11 protein-coding genes and 2 pseudogenes are annotated in these 20,093 nt (G+C 71.9%); 3 read left to right on the top strand and 10 right to left on the bottom strand.

Annotated elements, in window-relative coordinates:
- Positions 1-64 precede the first annotated feature (64 nt).
- From ACFVXC_RS31660 to ACFVXC_RS31635, 6 genes are all read right to left on the bottom strand, one after another.
- On the bottom strand, positions 65-712 hold the full coding sequence (locus ACFVXC_RS31660; protein ID WP_389912186.1) for a hypothetical protein: 648 nt from the start codon (positions 710-712) through the stop codon (positions 65-67).
- Positions 713-716: 4 nt separating this feature from the next.
- A complete protein-coding gene (locus tag ACFVXC_RS31655) occupies positions 717-1,355 on the bottom strand; it encodes an RNA polymerase sigma factor (protein ID WP_389912184.1) in 639 nt (212 codons plus the stop codon).
- On the bottom strand, positions 1,352-1,558 hold the full coding sequence (locus ACFVXC_RS31650) for a hypothetical protein (RefSeq protein WP_389912180.1): 207 nt from the start codon (positions 1,556-1,558) through the stop codon (positions 1,352-1,354). The genes ACFVXC_RS31655 and ACFVXC_RS31650 overlap by 4 nt, the downstream gene beginning before the upstream one ends.
- Before the next feature lie 447 nt (positions 1,559-2,005).
- A complete protein-coding gene (locus tag ACFVXC_RS31645) occupies positions 2,006-2,689 on the bottom strand; it encodes a response regulator (RefSeq protein ID WP_389912178.1) in 684 nt (227 codons plus the stop codon).
- A gap of 31 nt (positions 2,690-2,720) precedes the next feature.
- Positions 2,721-3,947, bottom strand: coding sequence for a sensor histidine kinase (locus tag ACFVXC_RS31640; protein WP_389912175.1), 1,227 nt, complete (start codon positions 3,945-3,947; stop codon positions 2,721-2,723).
- A complete protein-coding gene (locus ACFVXC_RS31635; RefSeq protein WP_389912172.1) occupies positions 3,944-4,624 on the bottom strand; it encodes a hypothetical protein in 681 nt (226 codons plus the stop codon). Before ACFVXC_RS31635 ends, ACFVXC_RS31640 begins: the two co-directional genes overlap by 4 nt.
- A 162-nt stretch (positions 4,625-4,786) precedes the next feature.
- Between ACFVXC_RS31635 and ACFVXC_RS31630 the strand changes: the two genes are divergently transcribed.
- Positions 4,787-5,125: a hypothetical protein gene (locus tag ACFVXC_RS31630; RefSeq protein ID WP_389912169.1), complete on the top strand. Its 339-nt coding sequence runs from the start codon at positions 4,787-4,789 to the stop codon at positions 5,123-5,125.
- A gap of 80 nt (positions 5,126-5,205) precedes the next feature.
- Here ACFVXC_RS31630 and ACFVXC_RS31625 read toward each other — a convergent pair whose 3' ends face one another.
- On the bottom strand, positions 5,206-5,952 hold the full coding sequence (locus ACFVXC_RS31625) for a DUF1838 family protein (protein ID WP_389912166.1): 747 nt from the start codon (positions 5,950-5,952) through the stop codon (positions 5,206-5,208).
- A 325-nt stretch (positions 5,953-6,277) separates the two neighbouring features.
- Here ACFVXC_RS31625 and ACFVXC_RS31620 point away from each other — a divergent pair, with 325 nt between their 5' ends.
- A complete protein-coding gene (locus ACFVXC_RS31620) occupies positions 6,278-6,784 on the top strand; it encodes a hypothetical protein (RefSeq protein ID WP_389912163.1) in 507 nt (168 codons plus the stop codon).
- Positions 6,785-7,060: 276 nt separating this feature from the next.
- Positions 7,061-7,714, top strand: coding sequence for a response regulator transcription factor (locus ACFVXC_RS31615; protein WP_389912160.1), 654 nt, complete (start codon positions 7,061-7,063; stop codon positions 7,712-7,714).
- Positions 7,715-7,864: 150 nt separating this feature from the next.
- On the opposite strand, the gene ACFVXC_RS31610 is transcribed toward ACFVXC_RS31615, so the two are convergent.
- The 3 genes and pseudogenes from ACFVXC_RS31610 to ACFVXC_RS31600 all read right to left on the bottom strand — a co-directional run.
- A complete protein-coding gene (locus ACFVXC_RS31610; protein WP_389912158.1) occupies positions 7,865-8,623 on the bottom strand; it encodes a thioesterase II family protein in 759 nt (252 codons plus the stop codon).
- Between the two features lie 61 nt (positions 8,624-8,684).
- Positions 8,685-9,353, bottom strand: a pseudogene (locus ACFVXC_RS31605) (alpha/beta fold hydrolase); the annotation flags it as partial.
- Positions 9,354-9,545: 192 nt separating this feature from the next.
- A pseudogene (locus ACFVXC_RS31600) lies at positions 9,546-20,090 on the bottom strand (type I polyketide synthase); the annotation flags it as partial.
- Positions 20,091-20,093 lie beyond the last annotated feature (3 nt).

The following is a 20,093-nucleotide window of genomic DNA, read 5'->3' as shown; positions in this document are numbered from 1 at the left end:
TTACGGCCCCGGCTGGTCTCCCCCGTCCAGCCGGGGCTTTCCCGTGTCCACAGCGCATCGGCGTCTACAGGGCGTCGGCGAGCTCCTCGACCTGGTCGGCGAGGCGGGGGTCGGGGTGGGGTACGCGCCCCATGCCGAACTCCTCCACGGTGTCGACCTTCAGCCGGCGTACGGCGTCATGCAGCTGCTTGGGCAGGCGGGTTTCGCGAGTTGCCGTGGCCGGACGCCGCGCCCAGGGAGTGCGGGGGGCGGGCGGCCCGGCGAGGGTGATCGCCTGCCGTTCCCAGAATTCGGCGTCGCGGAGTTCACCGCGACTGAGGTGGTAGAGGTGCAGGCACTGGGCGGCGACGGCGTTGCCCGCGCCGGCGGAGAACTGCCACCAGAACTGGGCGCCGTCGTGGCAGCCGGCCAGGCTGAGCAGGCAGGCGAAGCGCAGCGTCCCCTCCGGGTCGGGCCCGTCGGCGACGAGCCGGGCCAGGTGTCCGGCGGCGTCGCGATGGTGCAGGACCTGGATGGACAGCGCGTCGAGTCGGGTGGCCGCGTGCCCGTGGACGGTGGGCAGATAGCCGGCCGGGGCGGGGACGGCACCGAACATGAGGATCTCGGTGACGTCGCGGACGACTTCCTGGCGGAGGTCGTCCAGTTCGGCGTCGGTGAACACGTCGGCTTCCACTGCGACTTGGGCGAGGATGTCGTCGATGTGGCTTGGCACAGTGCTACTCCGTCTCGTTGGTGATCGACAGGCCGAGCTTGATGGCGATGCGCTGATACGCCAGTCGGCGGTGGTATCGGACGGTGTCAGGCTTGATGCCCATGACCTTGGCTATGTGCGGCGAGGTGTAGCCCAGCACGTAATAGAGCACGAAGACGTCGTACTGGCGCTCCGGGAGTCCGGCTATCGCGGTGTAGAGCCCCAGGGGGGATTCCATCGCCGCGAACTTGCAGCGCACGGCCTCCAGCGTGGCGCGCGCGGTGTCCTGGAGGGCGGCCGCCTGCGCGGACGGCGACCCGACCGGCCGCCCCGCAAGCCGCAGCTGCGTCTCCACCCGCTGCTTGAGCAACTTCCACGCGTACGCCTCGGGGCTCTCCTCTTTGGCGACGTGCGGCCAGTTCAGGGCGAGGTGGCCAAAACAACGGCGCACCACGTTCTTGGCGGCCTGCTTGTCCCCGAGCATCCGCAGGGCATAGCGCAGGTGGGGCCTTTCACAGACGGCGAAGAGCGCCTCCAGATCGGGGGGTATCTCGTAGGACAGACCGGTGAGGTTGTCGAGATTGGGGTAGCCGGCGAGGGCGTCCAGGACTCCTTCCGGCTCGTCCGCGTCCTCGGACGGCAGCGATCCCGTGCGTTCGCTCATCGCTGGGCCCCCTCGTCACTGGATGCGGCGGTCAACGAGGGGGCAGCGTCGGCAGGGTGGCCGCTCCTGAGCAGTTCATTGGCGCCCACGCGCACACCGGCGCGCAGCAGGCGGCGCGTCAGACGCCGGGCGTCTGGGGCGAAGACTCGTAGCGCGGTGATGACCACGGTCGCGGCGAGTACATCGTCGAGGGTGAAGGGCACTGATTCTGTCCTTTGTCCTGCTGGCGGCGGCCCGTCCCGCACCAGGTGCGGGCCGCCGGAGAACGCCAATGTCCTCAACCGCAGGATTTCGGATCGGAGGGGGCAAACGCGTATGCCAGAGGCAATCAATTTTCGACACAAAGTGACTGACTAGTAACCGTAGGACAAAATATGCGTTCGAGAGTGAACGATCGGTAACGAATTCTCACTCTACGTACGGACGTCTGGCCAGCGGAAATCCGCTCGCTCGCCGCCATCGAAGCGTATGCCCGTTCCCCCGAAAACCCCTGCGCACACCGGTCGATGACACTCAGAAGTAGCGACCCATGTGACAGAAGTCACCTTTTGTTGTCCAACTCCGTTCACCAGCAGGGCCGCTGATATATGCGGCAGGCCAACTTCACTTGCTCCAGGCCGGGTTGGCATCTTCCTGTCGAGACCTCGCCCTCACCATGCGGGCGGCGGCGGGGACGAGCCCGGCGCGACAAGACCGCTCTGGTAGGCCGCGGCGACCACTTGGGCCCGGTCCCGCATGCCGAGCTTCAGAAGGATCCGCCCGAGGTGGGTCTTGACCGTCGCCTCCCCGATGAACAGATGGGCGGCGATCTCGGCGTTGGAGAGTCCGTGCGCGACCAGGACGAGGACCTCGCGCTCCCGGCAGGTGAGCGCCGCCAGCTCCTCGGGGGCCGGTCTGATCCTCTCCGGCCTGGCGGCGAACTCGGCAAGGAGGCCAGCGGTCACGGCGGGGTCCAGCCAGCCGTCCCCGTCGGCGAGCGCCCGTACCGCCCCGGCCAGCTCGCCGGGTGCCGCGTCCTTGAGCAGAAAGCCGGAGGCCCCGGCACGCAGCGCCCGGTAAACGGCCTCGCTGACGTTGTACGTCGTCAGCACGAGCACCCGGGCCTCACCGGGGAAGGCGTCGGCGGTGATCCGCCGGGTCGCGTCGACCCCGTCCACGCCGGGCATCCGCACGTCCATGACGACGACGGTGGGGCGCAGTTCGGCCGTCAGGGCCACGGCTTCGTCGCCGTCGGCGGCCTCGCCCACCACCTCGATGCCGTCCTCGCCGGTGAGCAGCATGGCGAGCGCGGAACGCACCATGGCCTGATCGTCCGCGAGCAGTACTCGGATCACCGCTCCCCTCCTCCTGCCTCGGGGCCACCCCTCATGACGCGACCTCCTGTCGGAAATGTTCCCCTGTCGGAAGGGTGGCGGCGGTCCGGAAGCCACCGTTCCTGGTGGGACCGGCGTCGAACGTGCCGCCACAGACGGCCACTCGCTCACGGAGCCCGATCAGGCCGTGCCCGGTGGACAGTTCCGAGCGGGCCGCCGCCGGGATGCCCCGACCGTCGTCCCCCACCTCGATGCTCAGCCGGCCGTCGGCCCGGGACCAGTCGAGACGTACGACCGTGGCGGATCCGGGGCCCGCGTGCTTGGCCGCGTTGGTCAACGCCTCCTGCACAAGGCGGTACGCGGTCAGATCTACGCTCCTGGCGAGCACGGCAGGGACCCCGCTCACCTCCAGGCGGGCGTCCAGGCCCGCCTGGCGCGCCCCGCTCAGGAGCGGGTCCAGATCGGCGAGCCCGAAGCCCGGCCCGTCGGCCGCGAGCCGCTCACCGTCGGTGCGCAGCACAAGGAGCATGTGGCGCAGCTCGGCGACGGCGGTCTTGCCGCTCGACTCGATCTGGTCGAGCGCGTGCTCGACCCGGTCCGGGTCGGCCCGCAGCACATGGCGGGCGCCGCCGGCCTGGAGCACCATCACGGTGACCGCGTTGGCGACGATGTCGTGCAACTCGCGTGCGGTGCGCGCCCGTTCAGCAAGAATCGCCTCCTCGGCGCGGCTCAGCGCGAGCCGGTCCCTGGCCGCGGCCGACCGCCCGGCCCGCACCCACCGGCCGACGGCCCACACCTCCAGGTTGAGCAGCCCGTAGAAGCAGGCCACCCCGATCAAGGTGGTGAGTCGTTCCTGGGCGGGTACGTCGGCGAGCGCCGCCCGCACCGAGAGCGCCACCGGCACCACCACGGAGCCCAGCGCGAGCGCGGCGAGGCGGCTGCTCTGGAGAGCGGCGACGGTGTAGAGCGCGGCGAGCAGGGCCAGGGTCGGGCTGTAGTCGAACACCCCGGCGGCGGTGAGGAGTTCACCGCCGAGGGCATGCGCCCACAGGTAGCCGAACACCGCGCGGGGCGCTCGCCGCCGGGCCGCGAGCGCCGCATAGCCGAGGACGGCGTACCCGACCGTGGCAAGGCGGTCGGCCAGGCCGACATTGGGGAGGGCGAAGTCCGAGAAGAGGAACAAGTCGGGCAGCAGCAGGGCAGTGGCGAGGACCGTGTCCTGGACGGCGGGGGCCGCACGGTAGCGCCCGCCGAGGGCGGCTCCGGGGCTGCCTGTCATGGCCCGGTCGGCAGGTGCGGGTCATCGTCGTCGGAGTGGGGTGGGCGCGGGCCGCCGGAGTGGGGCGGGTGCGGGCCGTCATCGGAGTGAGGTGGGTGCGGGTCACCGGGGTGCGGGGGGCGCGGGTCATCGGAGTGCGGCGGGTGCGGGTCGCCGGGGTGCGGCGGGTGCGGGAAGCAGGTGCGGATGACCCGGCACGGTCCGGCCGCGAACGCGTCGAGCTGATCCTCGCTCACCCCGGTCAGGCCCGCCTTTCGGGGCCGGGCGGGCACCGGCGAGTCGTAACCGAGCTCGCGCATCGCCGCCCACAGATCGCCGTCATCGGCGAGCAACGCCTCGGTGAGCCGATGCTGGGAGAAGGGCTCGGCGCGCACCACGTAGCGGGATCGTCCGGCGAGCCGGACCACGCTCGCCGTCACGCCCGGCATGGTCTCGTCGGCGCCGAGCTGCTCCACGCCGGCCACGGCGATCCGCTCCACAGGGCCGCTTTCGGCGGGCACCGGCGTGATCACGGCGACCAGTTCCCCCTGCGGTTCGACGAGCAGGGGCGGCGGGTCAGGGGCGAGGAGCGCGTCCCTGTCCACGAGGAGGGCTTTGGCACCGATCGGTTCGATGGTGACGTCCACGGCCGTGACCAGCACGGTTGTCTCATCCACGGGGTCGCGCGAATCGCTCATGGCTCCATGAAACTGCCTCGGCGTCACGCAGAAACGTACGCTCTGGGTCGTACACCGCTAATCCACTCCAGAGTGGACGCGATGGCGGCCTCGAAGCGCGCATTCTCATGGATGTCGGAAACACGTCCGACGGCCGGAAGGACCCGGGAGCGGGAGACAGTCATGGGATACCAGGTCAAGTTCTACCAACTGCGGTGCATCGAGACCGAGGACAACGGCGAGGACGAGCTGTGGGTGGACTTCCGCGGCCAGCGCGTCTGGGGTCGCGGCGACATCAACAACGGGCAGGTGATCAACGTCAACAACGGGCCGTTCTCGCTGGTCAACAGTGGGGCCGACGTCGTCTCCCTGTGGGACCAGGACGACTTCGACCCGGACGACCACCTGGGCGACTTCCACATCAGTCCCGCCGTCTCGGGCCGCGGCGAGCAGGTCGCCGAGTTCCGGGGCGACGGCGCCCACTACACCCTCACCTACGAGGTGCGGCCGGACAACTGGTAGGCCCTTGCCAGGTGCTCACCTCACACCGGGCGTCCGGGATCGCCACGGCGGCCCCGGACGCCGCTCGGCGGCTACTGCGGCTACTGCGGCGGATGGAGCTTGCGGAAGTACGTCCAGCTGGTCTCGTTCGGTTCGCTCCACTTCTCCGGGGCCTGGGCGAACTCCGGGTGGTGGTCGGCGATGTAGGCGCGGGTGCGCTCGGGGACCTCGGTGTACGAGCCGAGCTTGCGACCCCGGCAGTGGTAGGTGAGGCCGCCGGGGCGCTGGCCGCGGGCCATCCACGGGAGCCACGGCGACATCCGGGTCCACGACATGGTGGCCGGGACGCTGGGCGCCTGGCCTGCCAGATCAGCGCGGTCGGCGAAGAACTGGAAGAGCTCAAGGGCCTTGTACGTGTCGCCGGCCGAGTGGACCGGGTACTCGGCCACCGGCAGCGGCGAGGGGTAGGCGAGCGGAATCTCCAGGCTGAAGCAGACCTGCTCGCCGAGATCGGTCGTCGGGATCGGGAAAGGGCGCCATTTCTGGTTCGCCGGGTCGTTCCAGACGTGCACCACCGGCAGGTCCTGCCAGGTCTCCAGGATCTCGCGGGTGACGGGGTCCAGGTAGAAGGCAGCCTCGCGGGTGAGCAGTTGATAGGAGTCGGGGCCGCCTTCGGCGTCCTGGACGAGGCGGGCGACGTTGAGCCCTTCGAAGCCGAAGAGGCGCTGGTAGGGCTCAGCGGGGGCCCAGGAGTACACGTCGCCGGACCACCAGTACGTGACCTCCTCGCCATCGAGCGAGGCCCGGGTGCGGGCGAAGGAACGGAGCAGCTCTGCGGGTGTTGTCATACGGACCACTCTGCGCGACTCCCTCCCCGGCCGGGCGGGAAACGCCGGGGCCACTCAGGATTCGAGCCGCCGCCGGCCGGCGGCCTCCGAGGGCGCTGACCAGGACGTGAGCCGGACAAGGGCGTCGTGGGCCGACGAGCCTTCGGGGGCGGTGCAGGCGACAGGGTTCTGCGTCGTAGCCGGGGACAGGGCAACAGGGCCCCCCTTCCCGGCCTCTCCTTGGCAGCAGGAGGTCCCAGTCATCACGCATCGCGCCATCACTCGGTCCGGTGGACCGGCTGCTCCGCGCCCCTCTCCGGGCTCCGCGCTGAGGGAGAGTGGCCGCGTGCATCGCCGGATCATCACCTTCGTAGCCCTCGCCCTGCTGAGTACCGCCGGGTGTGCCTCCGTGACGCCGGGCGCCGATCCGGATCGGCTACCGCCCGGCCGGTCGCTCGCGCCTACGGGCGGCACGGCCCCTTCGCCGATCGCGTCCCGCTCCCCCGCCGTGCAGCCCTCGGCCCGGGACGCGTTGGTCGAGAGCAGCACGGGCAAACCCCGGGGCAGGAAGGCCGAGAAGGTCACTGCGGCCAAGGAGGCGACGCGACGCCGCGAGGAGCCCGCCGCCGTCGGCCACAAGCGTCCGGCGCCTGCCCCTCCGCGTCCCCCCGTCCACCGGGCCCCGGCGCCCGCCCGGTCCACGGCGCAGCGCCCGCCGCAGCGTCCCGCGCCTGTGGCACCGCGTCCCGCGCGGCCGCGGCAGACGTACGACGGCAAGGTGGTGTGCCGGATGGCGGACGGTGTCGCCGATCCGGCCACCGTGGCGTTGTGCAGGGATCAGCTCGGGCGCTGAGAGCCCGACGCAGTACTCCCCGCGCTCTCCCGCTCCTGGCCTGAAAGCACGAGCGCGCGGCGACGGAGGAGTGGCGGAAACGGATGACACAGGAGTGGACGTCAGCAGAACATCAGCAGGACGTGAGCGTTAGCACACAACCTGTTGATCGCGTGGAGCCTCTTAGGGCACAAACGCAATATCTGGTGACCTGGTCGACAAGGGGGTAGCGCCGCGCACTCGTGTCTGCAGCGCTCGAGCCCCTGGTCTTCGTGGAAGCAGAAGGAGCTCCAGCCCGTGCAGCAGACCGTCGAGAGCATCCCTACGACTGAACGGGTGCAGCTGTCCGTTCACACATCGGACCCGATATCCCGGGCCGGAGTGCTCACCCAGCTCCGTCAGTACCCGGAGATCGAGTTGGTGGACACCGCTCAGCAGGACCGCGGCCAAGTCGCCCTGCTGGTCGTCGGTTCCGTGGACGAGACGACTCTGCTGAAACTGCGCTCACTCGTCCATGTCAAGGGCGTCCGGGCGGTCCTGGTGGTGGACCGGATGCGGGAGGCCGACCTGTTCGATGTCGCCGGGTGCGGCGTCACGTCGATCGTATGGCGTCGAGATGCGACGCCGGCTCGGCTGCTTCGGGCCATACTCGCGGCCCACCGAGGTGACGGGGACCTGCCGGCCGATCTCCTTGGCACCTTCCTCACCCGGATGGGGCAGCTCAAGAGCAGCGCGCCGGACCCGGCCGGACTCCCCACGATGGGATTGACGTCGAGGGAGGTCGAAGTCCTTCAGTTAGCGGCCGAAGGTCATGACACCGGGCAGATAGCGGACAGGCTCGCGTACTCCGAACGGACGGTGAAGAACGTCCTGCAGAATCTGACCTCCCGTCTCCAACTGCGCAACCGCACCCATGTGGTGGCCTACGCGGTGCGTGCGGGCTACATCTGAGGACGTACACGGTGATGTCGTACGGGGTGATGTCGGACACGGTGATGTCATACGCGGTGATGTCGTACGCGGACGGCAGCCGGCGGACCGGCGCGGCCGGGCTCGACGGGGGCTGGACCACCTGCTCGCCCAACCCCCGTTCCCTTGCGCCTATCCGACGGCTACGGCACCGCGCAGCGCCTCACGCGTCAGCGCGATCACTTCCGCCGCGCGCGGGCTGAGGTAGAAGTGGCCCCCGCGGAACGTCTGGATGCGGAACGCGGCTGTCGTGTGGGAGCGCCACGCGTCCGCTTCCGCCACCGTCGTCTTCGGGTCGTCGTCGCCCACCAGCGCGGTGATCGGGCAGCCGACGGTCGCGTCCACCGGACCGTACGTCTCGATGGCCCGGTAGTCGCTGCGGATCGCGGGCAGCACCATCCGCAGCAGTTCCTCGTCGCCGAGTACTTGGGCGTCGGTGCCGCTCATGGCCTTCATCTCGGCCACGATCCCGTCGTCGTCCCGCTGATGGACGTTCTCCTGGCGTCGCGTCGACGGTGCGCGCCTGCCGGAGGCGAACAGCATCGCGGGCGCGTGACCCTGTTCCTCGAGCCTGCGCGCGACCTCGAAGGCGAGGATCGCACCCATGCTGTGCCCGAAGAACACGACGGGCCGGTCGAACAGCGGCGCCACCACGGGCGCGATGCGGTCGGCGAGGACGCCGATGTCGTCGACGTTCGGTTCCATCCGCCTGTCCTGGCGGCCGGGGTACTGGAGGGCCGACACGTCGCTGTCGCTCGCGAGCGCGGCCGAGACGGGGAAGTAGAAACTCGCCGAGCCGCCCGCGTGCGGGAAGCACACCAGCCGTACCGGGGCGTCCGGTGCGGGGTGGAACCGGCGGAGCCAGAGGTCGCTGCCGTCGGTAACAGTCATGTTGATCGTCCGTTCTGCTGTGGTGGTTGTCGTACTCGGCGTTCCGCTGTCTCTGTCGCGCTCAGCGGGAGTTGGTGTCGGCGTTGTGCCGGTCGTCGGCCAGCCAGGTCCGTACGGCGAGCGCCGTCGACTCCGAGTGGTCGTCCATGATCGTGAAGTGGTCGCCGGGGACGTCGGCGTCCTCGTGCGGCAGGGGCCACCGCGGCCGCCAGTCGTCCTCGGTGTCCAGTGCCTGCGACTCCCCGGGCGGGAAGGTGGCGTGCACGTACAGCGTCGGCGCGTCGATCGGTTCGGGCTCCCAGTCGCCGAACACCCGCAAGTAGCCGCCCTGCCCGGTGAGTTGCGCGCCGGACATCAGCTCGAACGCCTCGCTGGTGGCAGCCCGCTGCCGCAGTGCCTCCTCAAGCCTGCCCTCGAACGAGGTCGTCGCGGTGTAGGTGTCGACGAGCACCACCGCCACCGGTGTGCCGCCCTCCTTCTCGAGCAGCGCGGCGACCGCGTTGGCCAGCCACCCGCCCGACGAGTAGCCGACGAGCACGAACGGGCGGTCGCCCGCCTGCCTCATCACGGCCTCGGCCTGGAAGCGTACGACCGCCTCCCTGGTCGCGGGCAGCGCCTCTCCGGCGGCGAACCCGGGGTTGGGCAGCACGGTCACGTCCCGCTCGCCCGCGAACACGGGGGCGAACCGGCCGAAGTAGTGCGGCCCTGAGGGCGCCATCGTCGGCGGGAGGCACAGCAGTGGGATTCCAGGTCCGGTCGCCAGGGTGACCGGCGGCAGTGCGGGCACCTCGTCCGGCGTCTCGAACACCGGCCGCACCCGCGCGGCGGCGTTCACCATCTGCCACCCCTCCTCGTACAGGCCGAGGTCGCAGGCCTGCCGGTACAGACCGGTGAGCGTGTCCTCCACCGCCAGGGCGGCGGTCGCGGCGGGGGCGTCGCCCCCGGTGTCGTCCGCGGCACCCGACGCGAGTTCACGCCGGAGGTACCCGGCGAGCGCCGGTCCTGTCGGCTGGTCGAACACGACGGTGGTGGGCAGGCGAAGCCCGGTCGCGCCCGCGAGCCGGTTGCGCAGTTGCAGCGCGGTCAAGGAGTCGAGGCCGAGCTGGGTCAGGGCGCCGGAGACATCGAGCTCCTGCGGCTCGTAGCCGAGCACGGCCGCCGTCTGGTCCCGGACGAGCAGCAGGAGTTCCTGTATCTGCTCCTCCTCCGTGAGACCGGCGAGCCGCCGCGCCAACGGCTCCTCGCTCACGGCAGCCGCCTTGGCGGCCCTCGGGCGCACGAGGCCGCGCAGCAGCGGAGGCACCTCGTCGGGCCCGCCGCGCAACGCACCGAGGTCGAGCCGCATCGGCACCACGACCGCGTCGCCCGCGGCGCATCCGAGGTCGAACAGCGCGAGGCCCTGCTCCTCGGTCAGGCCCGCGACCCCGGAGCGGGAGAGCCGCGCCACGTCGGTCTCCCCCATGTCGCCGGTCATCGCGCTTGCCGTCTCCCACAGGCCCCACGCCAGTGACGTGGCGGGGAGTCCGGCTGCCCTGCGGTGGTGGGTGAGCGCGTCGACGAACGCGTTGGCCGCCGCGTAGTTGCCCTGGCCGGGGCCACCGAGGATGCCCGCCGCCGAGGAGAACAGCACGAACGCGGACAGGTCCAGGTCCCGGGTCAGCTCGTGCAGGTTCCAGGCAGCGTCGACCTTGGGCCGGAACACCTTGTCGATCTGCTCCGGGGTCAGCGAGCTGATCGTGCCGTCGTCCAGGACGCCCGCCGAGTGCACCACTGCGGTCAGCGGGTGGTTCGAGGGCACGGCGGCGAGGAGCTCCGCCAGCGCGACGGGGTCGGTGACGTCGCAGGCTGCGAACGTCACGTGCGCGTCGAGGGCGGTCAGTTCGGCGCGCAGGTCGTCGGCGCCGGACGCGGCGGCGCCGCTACGGCTCGCGAGGACGAGGTGCCGGACACCGTACTCGGCCACCAAGTGCCGGGTGACGAGGCCGCCGATCATGCCGGTGGCGCCGGTCACCAGGACGGTGCCGCCCGGCGCGAACTCGATTGCGGAGTCCGTGTCGGACGGCCGGGTCCGTGCGATGCGCGGCACGAGGACGTCACCGGTGCGCACCGCGAGTTGCGGCTCGGACGCGGTGAGGGCGGCGGGCAGTACCGGCCAGGACGTGCCGTCCCCGTCCACGTCGACCAGCGTGAACCGGTCGGGGTTCTCGGACTGTGCGGACCGGATCAGGCCCCACACCGTCGCGTCGGCGATGTCGGCCACGTCGTCGTCGGGGCCGGTCGCGACGGCCCCGCGGGTCACGAAGACGAGGCGGGATTCGAGGAACCGGTCGTCGGCCAGCCACTCCTGGGCGAGGCGCAGCGCGCGCAGGGCGGCGGTGCGGGCCGCGGCGACCGGCTCGGCGTCGTCCTCGACGCACGGGACGACGACAAGGCCCGGTACTCCGGTCTCGGCGAGGGCGGCGAGGTCTTCGTGCTCCTCGACGGCGATACCGGCGGCGGCCAGGCCCGCGCCGACCTTCAGGTCGTCCGGGCCGACGACTGCGCAACCGCGGACGGGAGCGGGGGTGGCCGCACGGGTCGGTGCGGCCACCCACTCCAGCCGGAACAGTGAATCGCGGTGGCGCGCACCCCATTGGCCGGCGGCGATCGGCCGCAGTACCAGGGATGCGACCGTCGCCAGGGGGTTCCCCTGTACGTCGGTCAGTTCCAGGGAGACGGCGTCGGGTCCGGCAGGTGTGAGCCGTACCCGCGCCGCCGTGGCACCGGTCGCGTGCCACCGGATCCCGCTCCAGGAGAACGGGAGCCGGGGCCGACCGGCGTCTTCGACGAGGCCACCGAGCATGCAGGCGTGCAGCGCGGCGTCGAGCAGCGCCGGGTGGAGCCCGAACGACGCGGCGTCCCGGTGCTGGTCCTCGTCAAGACTGATCTCGGCGTACACGGCGCCCTCGTCGCGCCATGCCGCCCTGAGGCCCTGGAAGGCGGGCCCGTAGGCGAACCCGGCTCCTTCCAGGCTGTCGTAGAGGCCGTCGATGTCGACGGGCTCGGCGCCGATGGGCGGCCACTGCGTGACGGTGGCCGGCTCGGCGGGTGCTCCGGTGGTGAGGAAGCCGGTCGCGTTCCGGGTCCAGTCCGCGACGGTGGCCGGGTCGTCCGGGCAGGAGTCGATGTTCAGCGCCCGTCGGCCCGAGCCGTCGTCGCCGCCGACCGTCACCCGCAGCCGCACCCCACCGCGTTCGGGCAGCACCAGGGGCGCGGCGAGCGCCAGTTCCTCCACCTCGTCGAGTCCGAGCCTGCCGCCCGCCGCCAGCGCGATCTCCGCGAAGGCGGTGCCGGGCAGGAGCGTCGTCTGTGCGACGGCGTGGTCGGCGAGCCACGGGTGGGTGTCCGTGCCCAGCCTCCCGGTGAGCACCAGGCCCTGCTCGTCGGCGAGTTCCACGGCGGCGCCGAGCAGCGGGTGGTCGGCGTCCGCCAGGCCGAGACCACCTGCCGCTTCGACGAAACGCAGATCACGGGGAGCGTCCAGCCAGTAGTGCTTGCGCTGGAAGGGGTAGGTGGGCAGGTCCACGTGCTGTCCGGCGGGCACCGTCTGCCGCCACTCGAACGGCAGGCCTTCCACGTACGCCTCCGCGGCCGAGAGCAGGAACCGGTCCAGGCCGCCCTCGTCCCGGCGCAGCGTGCCCACCATGACGGCGTCACCGCCGGTGGCCTCCACCGTCTCGGACACGCCGAAGGTGAGTACGGGGTGGGGGCTGCACTCGACGAACGCGCCGACGCCGTGGTCGAGCAGGCCGCGCGTGACCTCTTCGAACCGCACGGTGTTGCGCAGGTTCTGATACCAGTAATCGGCACCCACCTCGGTCCCGGTCAACCACTCCCCCGTGACCGTGGACAGCATCGGCACACTCGCGGGCCTCGGCTCGACCCCGGCAAGAACCTCCGCCAACGCCTCCTGAATACGCTCCACATGCGGGGAGTGGGAGGCGTAGTCGACGGGAACCCGGCGGGCGCGTACCTCATCGGCCGCGCAGGACTCGACCAGTTCGTCCAGTGCGTCGGCGTCACCCGCCACCACCACCGAACGCGGGCCGTTGACCGCGGCGACCGATATCCGCCCGTCCCACCGCGCGATCCGCTCCCGCGCGGCATCGATCGATACCGCGAGGGACACCATGCCGCCCTGCCCGGAGAGCGCCAGGATCGCCTTACTACGCAGCGCCACCACCTTGGCGGCATCATCCAAAGACAGCGCCCCCGCCACGTGAGCCGCGGCGATCTCGCCCTGACTGTGACCCACCACCGCATCCGGCTCCACACCGTACGAACGCCACAACGCCGCAAGCGACACCATCACCGCCCACAACGCGGGCTGCACGACATCCACCCGCTCCAACTCGGCGGCATCGGCCAGCACGTCATGCAACGACCAGTCCACATACGGAGCAAGCGCCTCGGCACACGCGTCCAAAGAAGCACGGAACACCGGCGACGACTCCGCCAACTCCGCACCCATCCCCAACCACTGCGAACCCTGCCCCGGGAACACAAACGCCACCTTGCCCACCGGCCGCGCCACACCAACCGCCACCCGAGCGGACTCCGTACCACCGGCCACCGCCGCCAGCGCCTCGGAACCACCCGCCACCACCACAGCCCGATGATCGAACACCGACCGCGAAAGCAGGGCATCCGCCACGTCCACGGGAGCCAAACCATCAGCCACCGAAGCGAGTTGGGAAGCGTGGGCGCGCAGGGCTTCCTCCGTACGCGCGGAGAAAACCAGGGGAACCAACCCGGATGGCACCAACCCGGATGGCACCAGCCCGGATGGAACCGGCCCGGACGTCGACGGCAAGTCAGCGGGGGTCTCGTCGGGTGCCTGCTCAAGGATGGTGTGTGCGTTCGTCCCGCTCACGCCGAACGACGACACGCCCGCCCTGCGCGGTCGGCCGAGAGCCGGCCACGGCCGGGTCTCCGTCAGTACCTCGACCTCGCCCGCCGACCAGTCGACGTGCGGGGAGCGTTCGGTGATGTGCAGCGTCTTCGGGAGTTCCCCGTGCCGCAGCGCCATCACCATCTTGATCACGCCACCGACACCGGCGGCGGCCTGCGTGTGGCCGATGTTCGACTTTAGCGAGCCCAGCCAGAGGGGCTCTCCGGCGCGGCCCTGGCCGTAGGTGGCAAGGAGTGCCTGGGCCTCGATGGGGTCGCCCAGGGTGGTGCCGGTGCCGTGTGCCTCGACCGCGTCCACATCGGACGGGGTCAGGCCCGCGTTCGCGAGCGCCTGGCGGATGACGCGCTGCTGCGAGGGACCGTTCGGCGCGGTGAGGCCGTTGGACGCGCCGTCCTGGTTCACCGCGGATCCTCGTACGACCGCGAGGACTTGGTGACCGTTGCGCCGGGCGTCCGAAAGACGTTCGAGGACCAGCATGCCGACCCCTTCGCCCCAGCCCGTGCCGTCGGCACTGTCGGAGAACGCCTTGCAGCGGCCGTCCGGGGCCAGGCCACGCTGCCTGCTGAACTCCACGAAGGTCGCCGGGCTCGCCATCACCGTCACGCCGCCCGCGAGGGCCAGCGTGCACTCACCGGAGCGCAGCGCCTGGGCCGCGAGGTGCATCGACACCAGCGACGACGAGCACGCCGTGTCCACGGTCACCGCGGGGCCTTCGAGGCCGAACACGTAGGAGACGCGGCCGGACGCGACACTGCCCGAACTGCCGACGCCGAGCTGGCCCTCGAATCCCTCCGGGGAGCGCCCGAGCCTGGCGGCGTAGTCGTTGTACATCACGCCCGCGAAGACGCCGGTAGCACTGCCGCGCAGCGACTTCGGGTCGATACCGGCCCGCTCGAACGCCTCCCAGGAGGTCTCCAGGAGCAGTCGCTGCTGCGGGTCGACGGCGAGCGCCTCGCGCGGTGACATGCCGAAGAACGCCGGGTCGAACTCGGCGGCGTCGTGGAGGAAGCCGCCCGACTTGACGGTGCTGGTGCCGGTGTTCTCGGGGTCGGGGTCGTAGAGCGACTCCACGTCCCAGCCCCGGTTCTCCGGGAAGTCGGACACCGCGTCACGGCCCTCGGCTACGAGGCGCCACAGGTCCTCCGACGAGCGCACTCCACCGGGGTAGCGGCAGCTCATGCCGACGATGGCGATCGGCTCGTCGTCGGCGGCGGCCGTACGGATGATCGGCGTGCGCGTCTCGTCGTCGCCGAGCAGCGTGGCGCGCAGGTGCTTCGCGAGGGCAAGGGGCGTCGGATAGTCGAAGACCAGCGTGGCGGGCAGGCGCAGGCCGGTGGCCGCGTCGAGCCGGTTGCGCAACTCGACCGCGGTGAGCGAGTCGAACCCGAGCTCGTCGAAGGCCCGCTCCGCTTCCACCGCTGCGGCGGAATCGTGGCCGAGCACGGCGGCGACACAGGTGCGTACGAGGTCGAGCAGAGCGGGAAGGCGCTCCTCCTCCGGCAGCGCGGAGATCCGCGCCGCCAGGCCCCCGTCGGCCTTGACGGCCCCGGGGCGCGCCGTGCGCACCAGCGAGCGGAGCAGCGGGGGGACGGTGTCGGGGCGGGCCCGCAGCGGCGCCAGGTCGAGGCGCATGGGCACGGCCACGGCGGACGGCAGCGCGAGGGCGGCGTCGAAGAGACGCAGCCCCTCCTCGGCGGACAGCGCGGTGACACCGGCCCGCGCGAGGCGTCCCCGGTCGGTCTCGGCGAGATCGTCGGTCATGCCGCTCGCGTCCGCCCACAGGCCCCAGGCGAGCGATGTCGCGGGCAGGCCCTGTGCTCGCCGGTGCTGGGCGAGCGCGTCCAGGAACGCGTTGGCGGCGGAGTAGTTGGCCTGCCCCGCGTTGCCGAACGTGCCCGCGGCGGAGGAGAAGAGGACGAATGCCGACAGGTTCAGATCGCGGGTCAGCTCGTGCAGGTTCAACGCCGCGTCGACCTTGGGCCGGAACACCGTGTCGATCCGCTCCGGGGTCAGCGACTCGATCACACCGTCGTCCAGGATGCCCGCCGCGTGCACGACGGCCGTCACGGGGTGCTCGGCGAGCAGCGCCGCCACCGCGTCCCGGTCCGCCACATCACAGGCAACGGCGGCGACTTCGGCACCCAGCGCTTCCAATTCTCCGCGCAGAGCGCCCACTTGACCTCGCCTGCTGGCGAGCACCAGCTGCCGCACCCCGTGCCGTACGACCAAGTGCCGCGCCACGAGGCCGCCGAGCATCCCGCTCGCACCGGTCACAAGGACCGGCCCCGAGCCGAAGCCCGCCTCCTCCTCCACCGCGGGACGGGCCCGCACGAGCCTCGGCGCGTGCAGTTCACCGGCGCGCAGGGCCAGTTGGGGTTCCCCGGTCGCGACGGCGCCCAGCAGGGTATGGGCCGTGGCAGTCGACCAGTCGGTGTCGGTGTCGATGAGCACGAACCGGCCGGGGTGCTCGGACTGTGCCGCGCGCAGGAGGCCCCACACCGGGGCGTTGGCCAGGTCGAGGACTTCCTCGTCGGGTCCTGCCGCCACCGCGCCGCCGGTGACGAACACCAGCCGCGCCGAGCCGAACCGGTCGTCGGCGAGCCAGGCACGCACCAGGGCCAGTGCCCTGTGCGTCGCCTCCGCGGGGTCGGCGGCCGGGGGCACGGGGGCGAACACGAGGTCCGGCACCCCGTTCTCCGCCAGCGCGGCCAGGTCCGCGTCCCCCAGGTGCCCGTCTCCCAGAACCTCCCAGCGGGGCGAGGGCGAGTCGGCGGGCCGTACCTGCGTCCAGTCGACGCGGAACAGTGAGTCGAGGCGGTCGCCGGTGAGGCCGTCCGCCGTCAGGGGGCGCAGCGACAGTTCCTCGACCGAGGCGATGGGGGCACCGCTGCCGTCGGTCAGGGCGATCGCGACGCCCGAGGCGCCCGCCGGGGACAGCCGCCCCCGCAGCGCCGACGCGCCGCTGCTGTGCAGCCGCACCCCGCGCCAGGAGTACGGCAGGTGCAGCCGCTCCGTGTCGGTGACGAAGTCGCCGAGGCCGATGGCGTGCAGTGCGGAGTCGAGCAGTGCGGGGTGCAGCCCGAAGGAGCCCGCGCTGTCCTGGTCGGGCAGCTCAAGGTCGACGAACACCTCGTCACCGCGGCGCCAGGCCGCACGCAGCCCGCGGAACGCCGGTCCGTAGCCGAGGCCCGAATCGGCGAGGTCGTCGTAGCGGCCCTCGGTGTCGATGCGCTCCGCTCCGGCGGGCGGCCAGGCCGCCGCCCCCTCGGCGATCGGGGCCGCAGCACCCGCCGCTCCCGCCGTCAGCGTGCCGAACGCGTGCCGGGTCCACGGCTGGTCGTCGGCCGCGTCGTCGGCCCGCGAGTAGACGCTCAGCGCGCGGCGCCCCGACTCGTCCGGGGCCCCGACTGACATCTGGAGCCGCACGGCGCCGTCCGCGGGCAGGACCAGCGGCGCCGCCAGTGTCAGCTCCTCGACGTGGTCGAGCCCGACCTGGTCGCCCGCCCTGATCGCCAACTCCACCAACGCGGCGCCGGGTACGAGGACCACGCCTCCGACGGTGTGGTCGGCCAGCCACGGGTGCGTGACCAGGGAGAGCCTGCCGGTGAGCAGGGCGCCCTCCTCGTCGGCCAGGGTGACCGCGGCGCCGAGGAGCGGGTGGTCGGCGGGCCGCAGGCCCACCGATGCCACGTCGCCGACGTGCGTACCGACGTCCAGCCAGTACCTGGTGCGCTGGAACGGGTACGTGGGCAGATCGGTCCGCCGGGCGCCGCGGCCCGCGAACACCGCCTGCCAGTCGAGCGCTACGCCCCGCACGTGCAGTGCCGCGACCGCCGAGGTGAGCGTGGCGCCCTCGGGCCTGTTCGCGCGCGCCCCGGCGACAAGGAGCGCGCCCTCGTCGACGCAGTCGCGGCCCGCCGCGGTCAGTACCGCGTCGGGGCCGAGCTCCAGGAAGTTGGTGACGCCCTGCTCGCCCAGGCTCCGTACGCCGTCGAGGAACCGGACGGCCTCGCGGACATGACGTACCCAGTGCTCCGGGTCGCGTGCCTGCTCCGGGGTGAGCAGGGCACCTGTCAGGGTGGAGACGATCGGAATCGCCGGGGTGCCGTAGGTGATGGTCCTGGCGACGGCGCGGAAGTCGTCGAGGACGGCGTCCACGTGCGGCGAGTGGAACGCGTGACTGACCCGCAGGTACCGGGTCCTGCCGCCGCGCTCCCGCCACGCGCCGTCGATCGCGGCCACGGCGTCGGCGTCGCCCGCGATCACCGTGGACTCGGGGCCGTTGACCGCCGCGATGTCCACCGTGCCGCCGTGCTCGGCGACGAGGCCGCGGACGGTGTCCTCGTCCGCGCGCAGCGAGAGCATCGCCCCGCCCTCGGGCAGCGCGCCCATCAGCCTGCCACGGGCGGCGACAAGCTCGCAGGCGTCGGCGAGGGAGAACACTCCCGACACGTGCGCTGCCGCGAGTTCCCCGATGGAGTGGCCCGCGAGGAACTGCGGGGTGAGTCCCCACGCGGTGACGAGGCGGAACAGCGCCACCTCGATCGCGAACAGCGCCGGCTGCGTGTAGGTGGTCAGGTCGAGCAGGGCGGCGGCCTCGGTGCCGGGCTCGGCGAAGAGCACGTCACGCAGCGGCCGGTCCAGGTGCGGGTCCAGGCCCGCGCAGACCTCGTCGAGGGCCTGGGCGAAGAGCGGGAACTCCCCGTACAACTCCTGCCCCATGCCCACCCGCTGACTGCCCTGCCCGCTGAACAGGAACGCGAGCTTGCCGCGCGAGCCGACCGTGCCGCGGACCAGGTTCGATGCCTCGCCACCGGCCGCCAGGGCCTCCAGACCGGCCAGCAGTTCCGCGCGGTCCGCACCGACGACGGCGGCGCGGTGTTCGAGGGCTGTCCTGCTCACGGCGAGCGAGTAGCCGATGTCCACCGGCGTCTCGTCCCGGCCGTCCGGTCCGTCCAGGTGGGAGATGAGGGCGGCGGCTCGCTCGCGCAGGGCGGCGGGGTCGTTGCCGGAGAGGACCCACGGCACGGCGTCGGCGAGGACGGGGTCGGCCAGTTCGGCGGGCCCGCCGAGCTGGTCGTCCTGCTCGCCGTCCTGCTCGCCGTCCTGCTCGCCGTCGGCGTCCTCTGCCGGGGCCTGTTCGAGGACGACATGGGCGTTGGTTCCGCTGATGCCGAAGGACGACACCGCCGTTCTGCGCGGCTGCCCCGTCTGGGGCCACGGTCGCGCCTCGGTCAGGAGTTCCACGGCGCCCGCCGACCAGTCGACGTGCCGGGAGCGCTCGCCGACGTGCAGGGTCCGCGGCAGCACACCGTGCCGCATCGCCATGACCGTCTTGATCACGCCCGCGACGCCCGCGGCGGCCTGCGTGTGACCGATGTTGGACTTCACCGAGCCGAGCCACAGCGGTCGGTCGGCGCGGCGGTCCCGGCCATAGGTGGCGAGGAGCGCCTGGGCCTCGATCGGGTCGCCGAGCGTGGTGCCGGTGCCGTGCGCCTCAACCGCGTCGACCTGGTCGGCGGTCAGTCCGGCGCTGTCGAGCGCCTGCCGGATCACGCGCTGCTGCGAGGGGCCGTTGGGCGCGGTGAGACCGTTCGAGGCGCCGTCCTGGTTCACCGCCGAACCGCGCACTACCCCGAGGACGGTGTGGCCGTTGCGCCGGGCGTCGGAGAGCCGCTCGAGGAGCAGCATGCCGGCGCCCTCGCCCCAGCCGGTGCCGTCGGCGTCCTCGGAGAAGGACTTGCACCGGCCGTCCGCGGCCAGGCCCCGCTGCTTGCTGAAGCCGATGAACGTGTCCGGGGTCGCCATCACGGTGACACCGCCGGCAAGGGCGAGCGTGCACTCGCCGGAACGCAGCGCCTGGGCCGCCAGGTGCAGCGTGACCAGGGAGGACGAGCAGGCGGTGTCCACCGTGACGGCGGGCCCCTCGAGCGCGAACGTGTACGACACTCGGCCGGAGGCGACGCTGCCGAAGCTGCCGGTGCCGAGGAAGCCTTCGACTCCCTCCGGAACCGACCGCAGCCGCGACGTGTAGTCGTGGTACATCACCCCGGCGAACACGCCCGTCCTGCTGCCGCGCAGCGAGGACGCGTCGATCCCGGCGCGCTCGAACGCCTCCCAGGAGGTCTCCAGGAGTAACCGCTGCTGCGGGTCCATCGCCAGGGCCTCGCGCGGCGATATCCCGAACAGGCCGGGGTCGAACTCGGCCGCGTCGTGCAGGAACCCGCCCTCGGTGCGGAACGCGCGGTCCGGGTCCTCGGGGTCGGAAAGCTCGACGTCGCCCCAGCCACGGTCGGCGGGGAACGGCGTCACGCCGTCGCGGCCGTTCGAGACCAGCTCCCACAGATCCTCGGGGGAACGTACGTCACCGGGGTAGCGGCAGCTCATACCGATGATCGCGACCGGCTCCTGCTCGCCCTCCTCGACCTCGCGCAGGCGCCTGCGGGTGTCACGCAGGTCGGCGGTGACCCGCTTCAGGAAATAGCGGAGCTTGTCCTCGTTGTCCATCGTTCTCAACTC

The organism is Streptomyces sp. NPDC058257 (assembly GCF_042881845.1).
In the GTDB taxonomy this organism is placed as follows: Bacteria; Actinomycetota; Actinomycetes; order Streptomycetales; family Streptomycetaceae; genus Streptomyces.
Note: the sequence above shows the minus strand (reverse complement) of the source record. Positions and strands in the feature narration are given on the sequence as shown.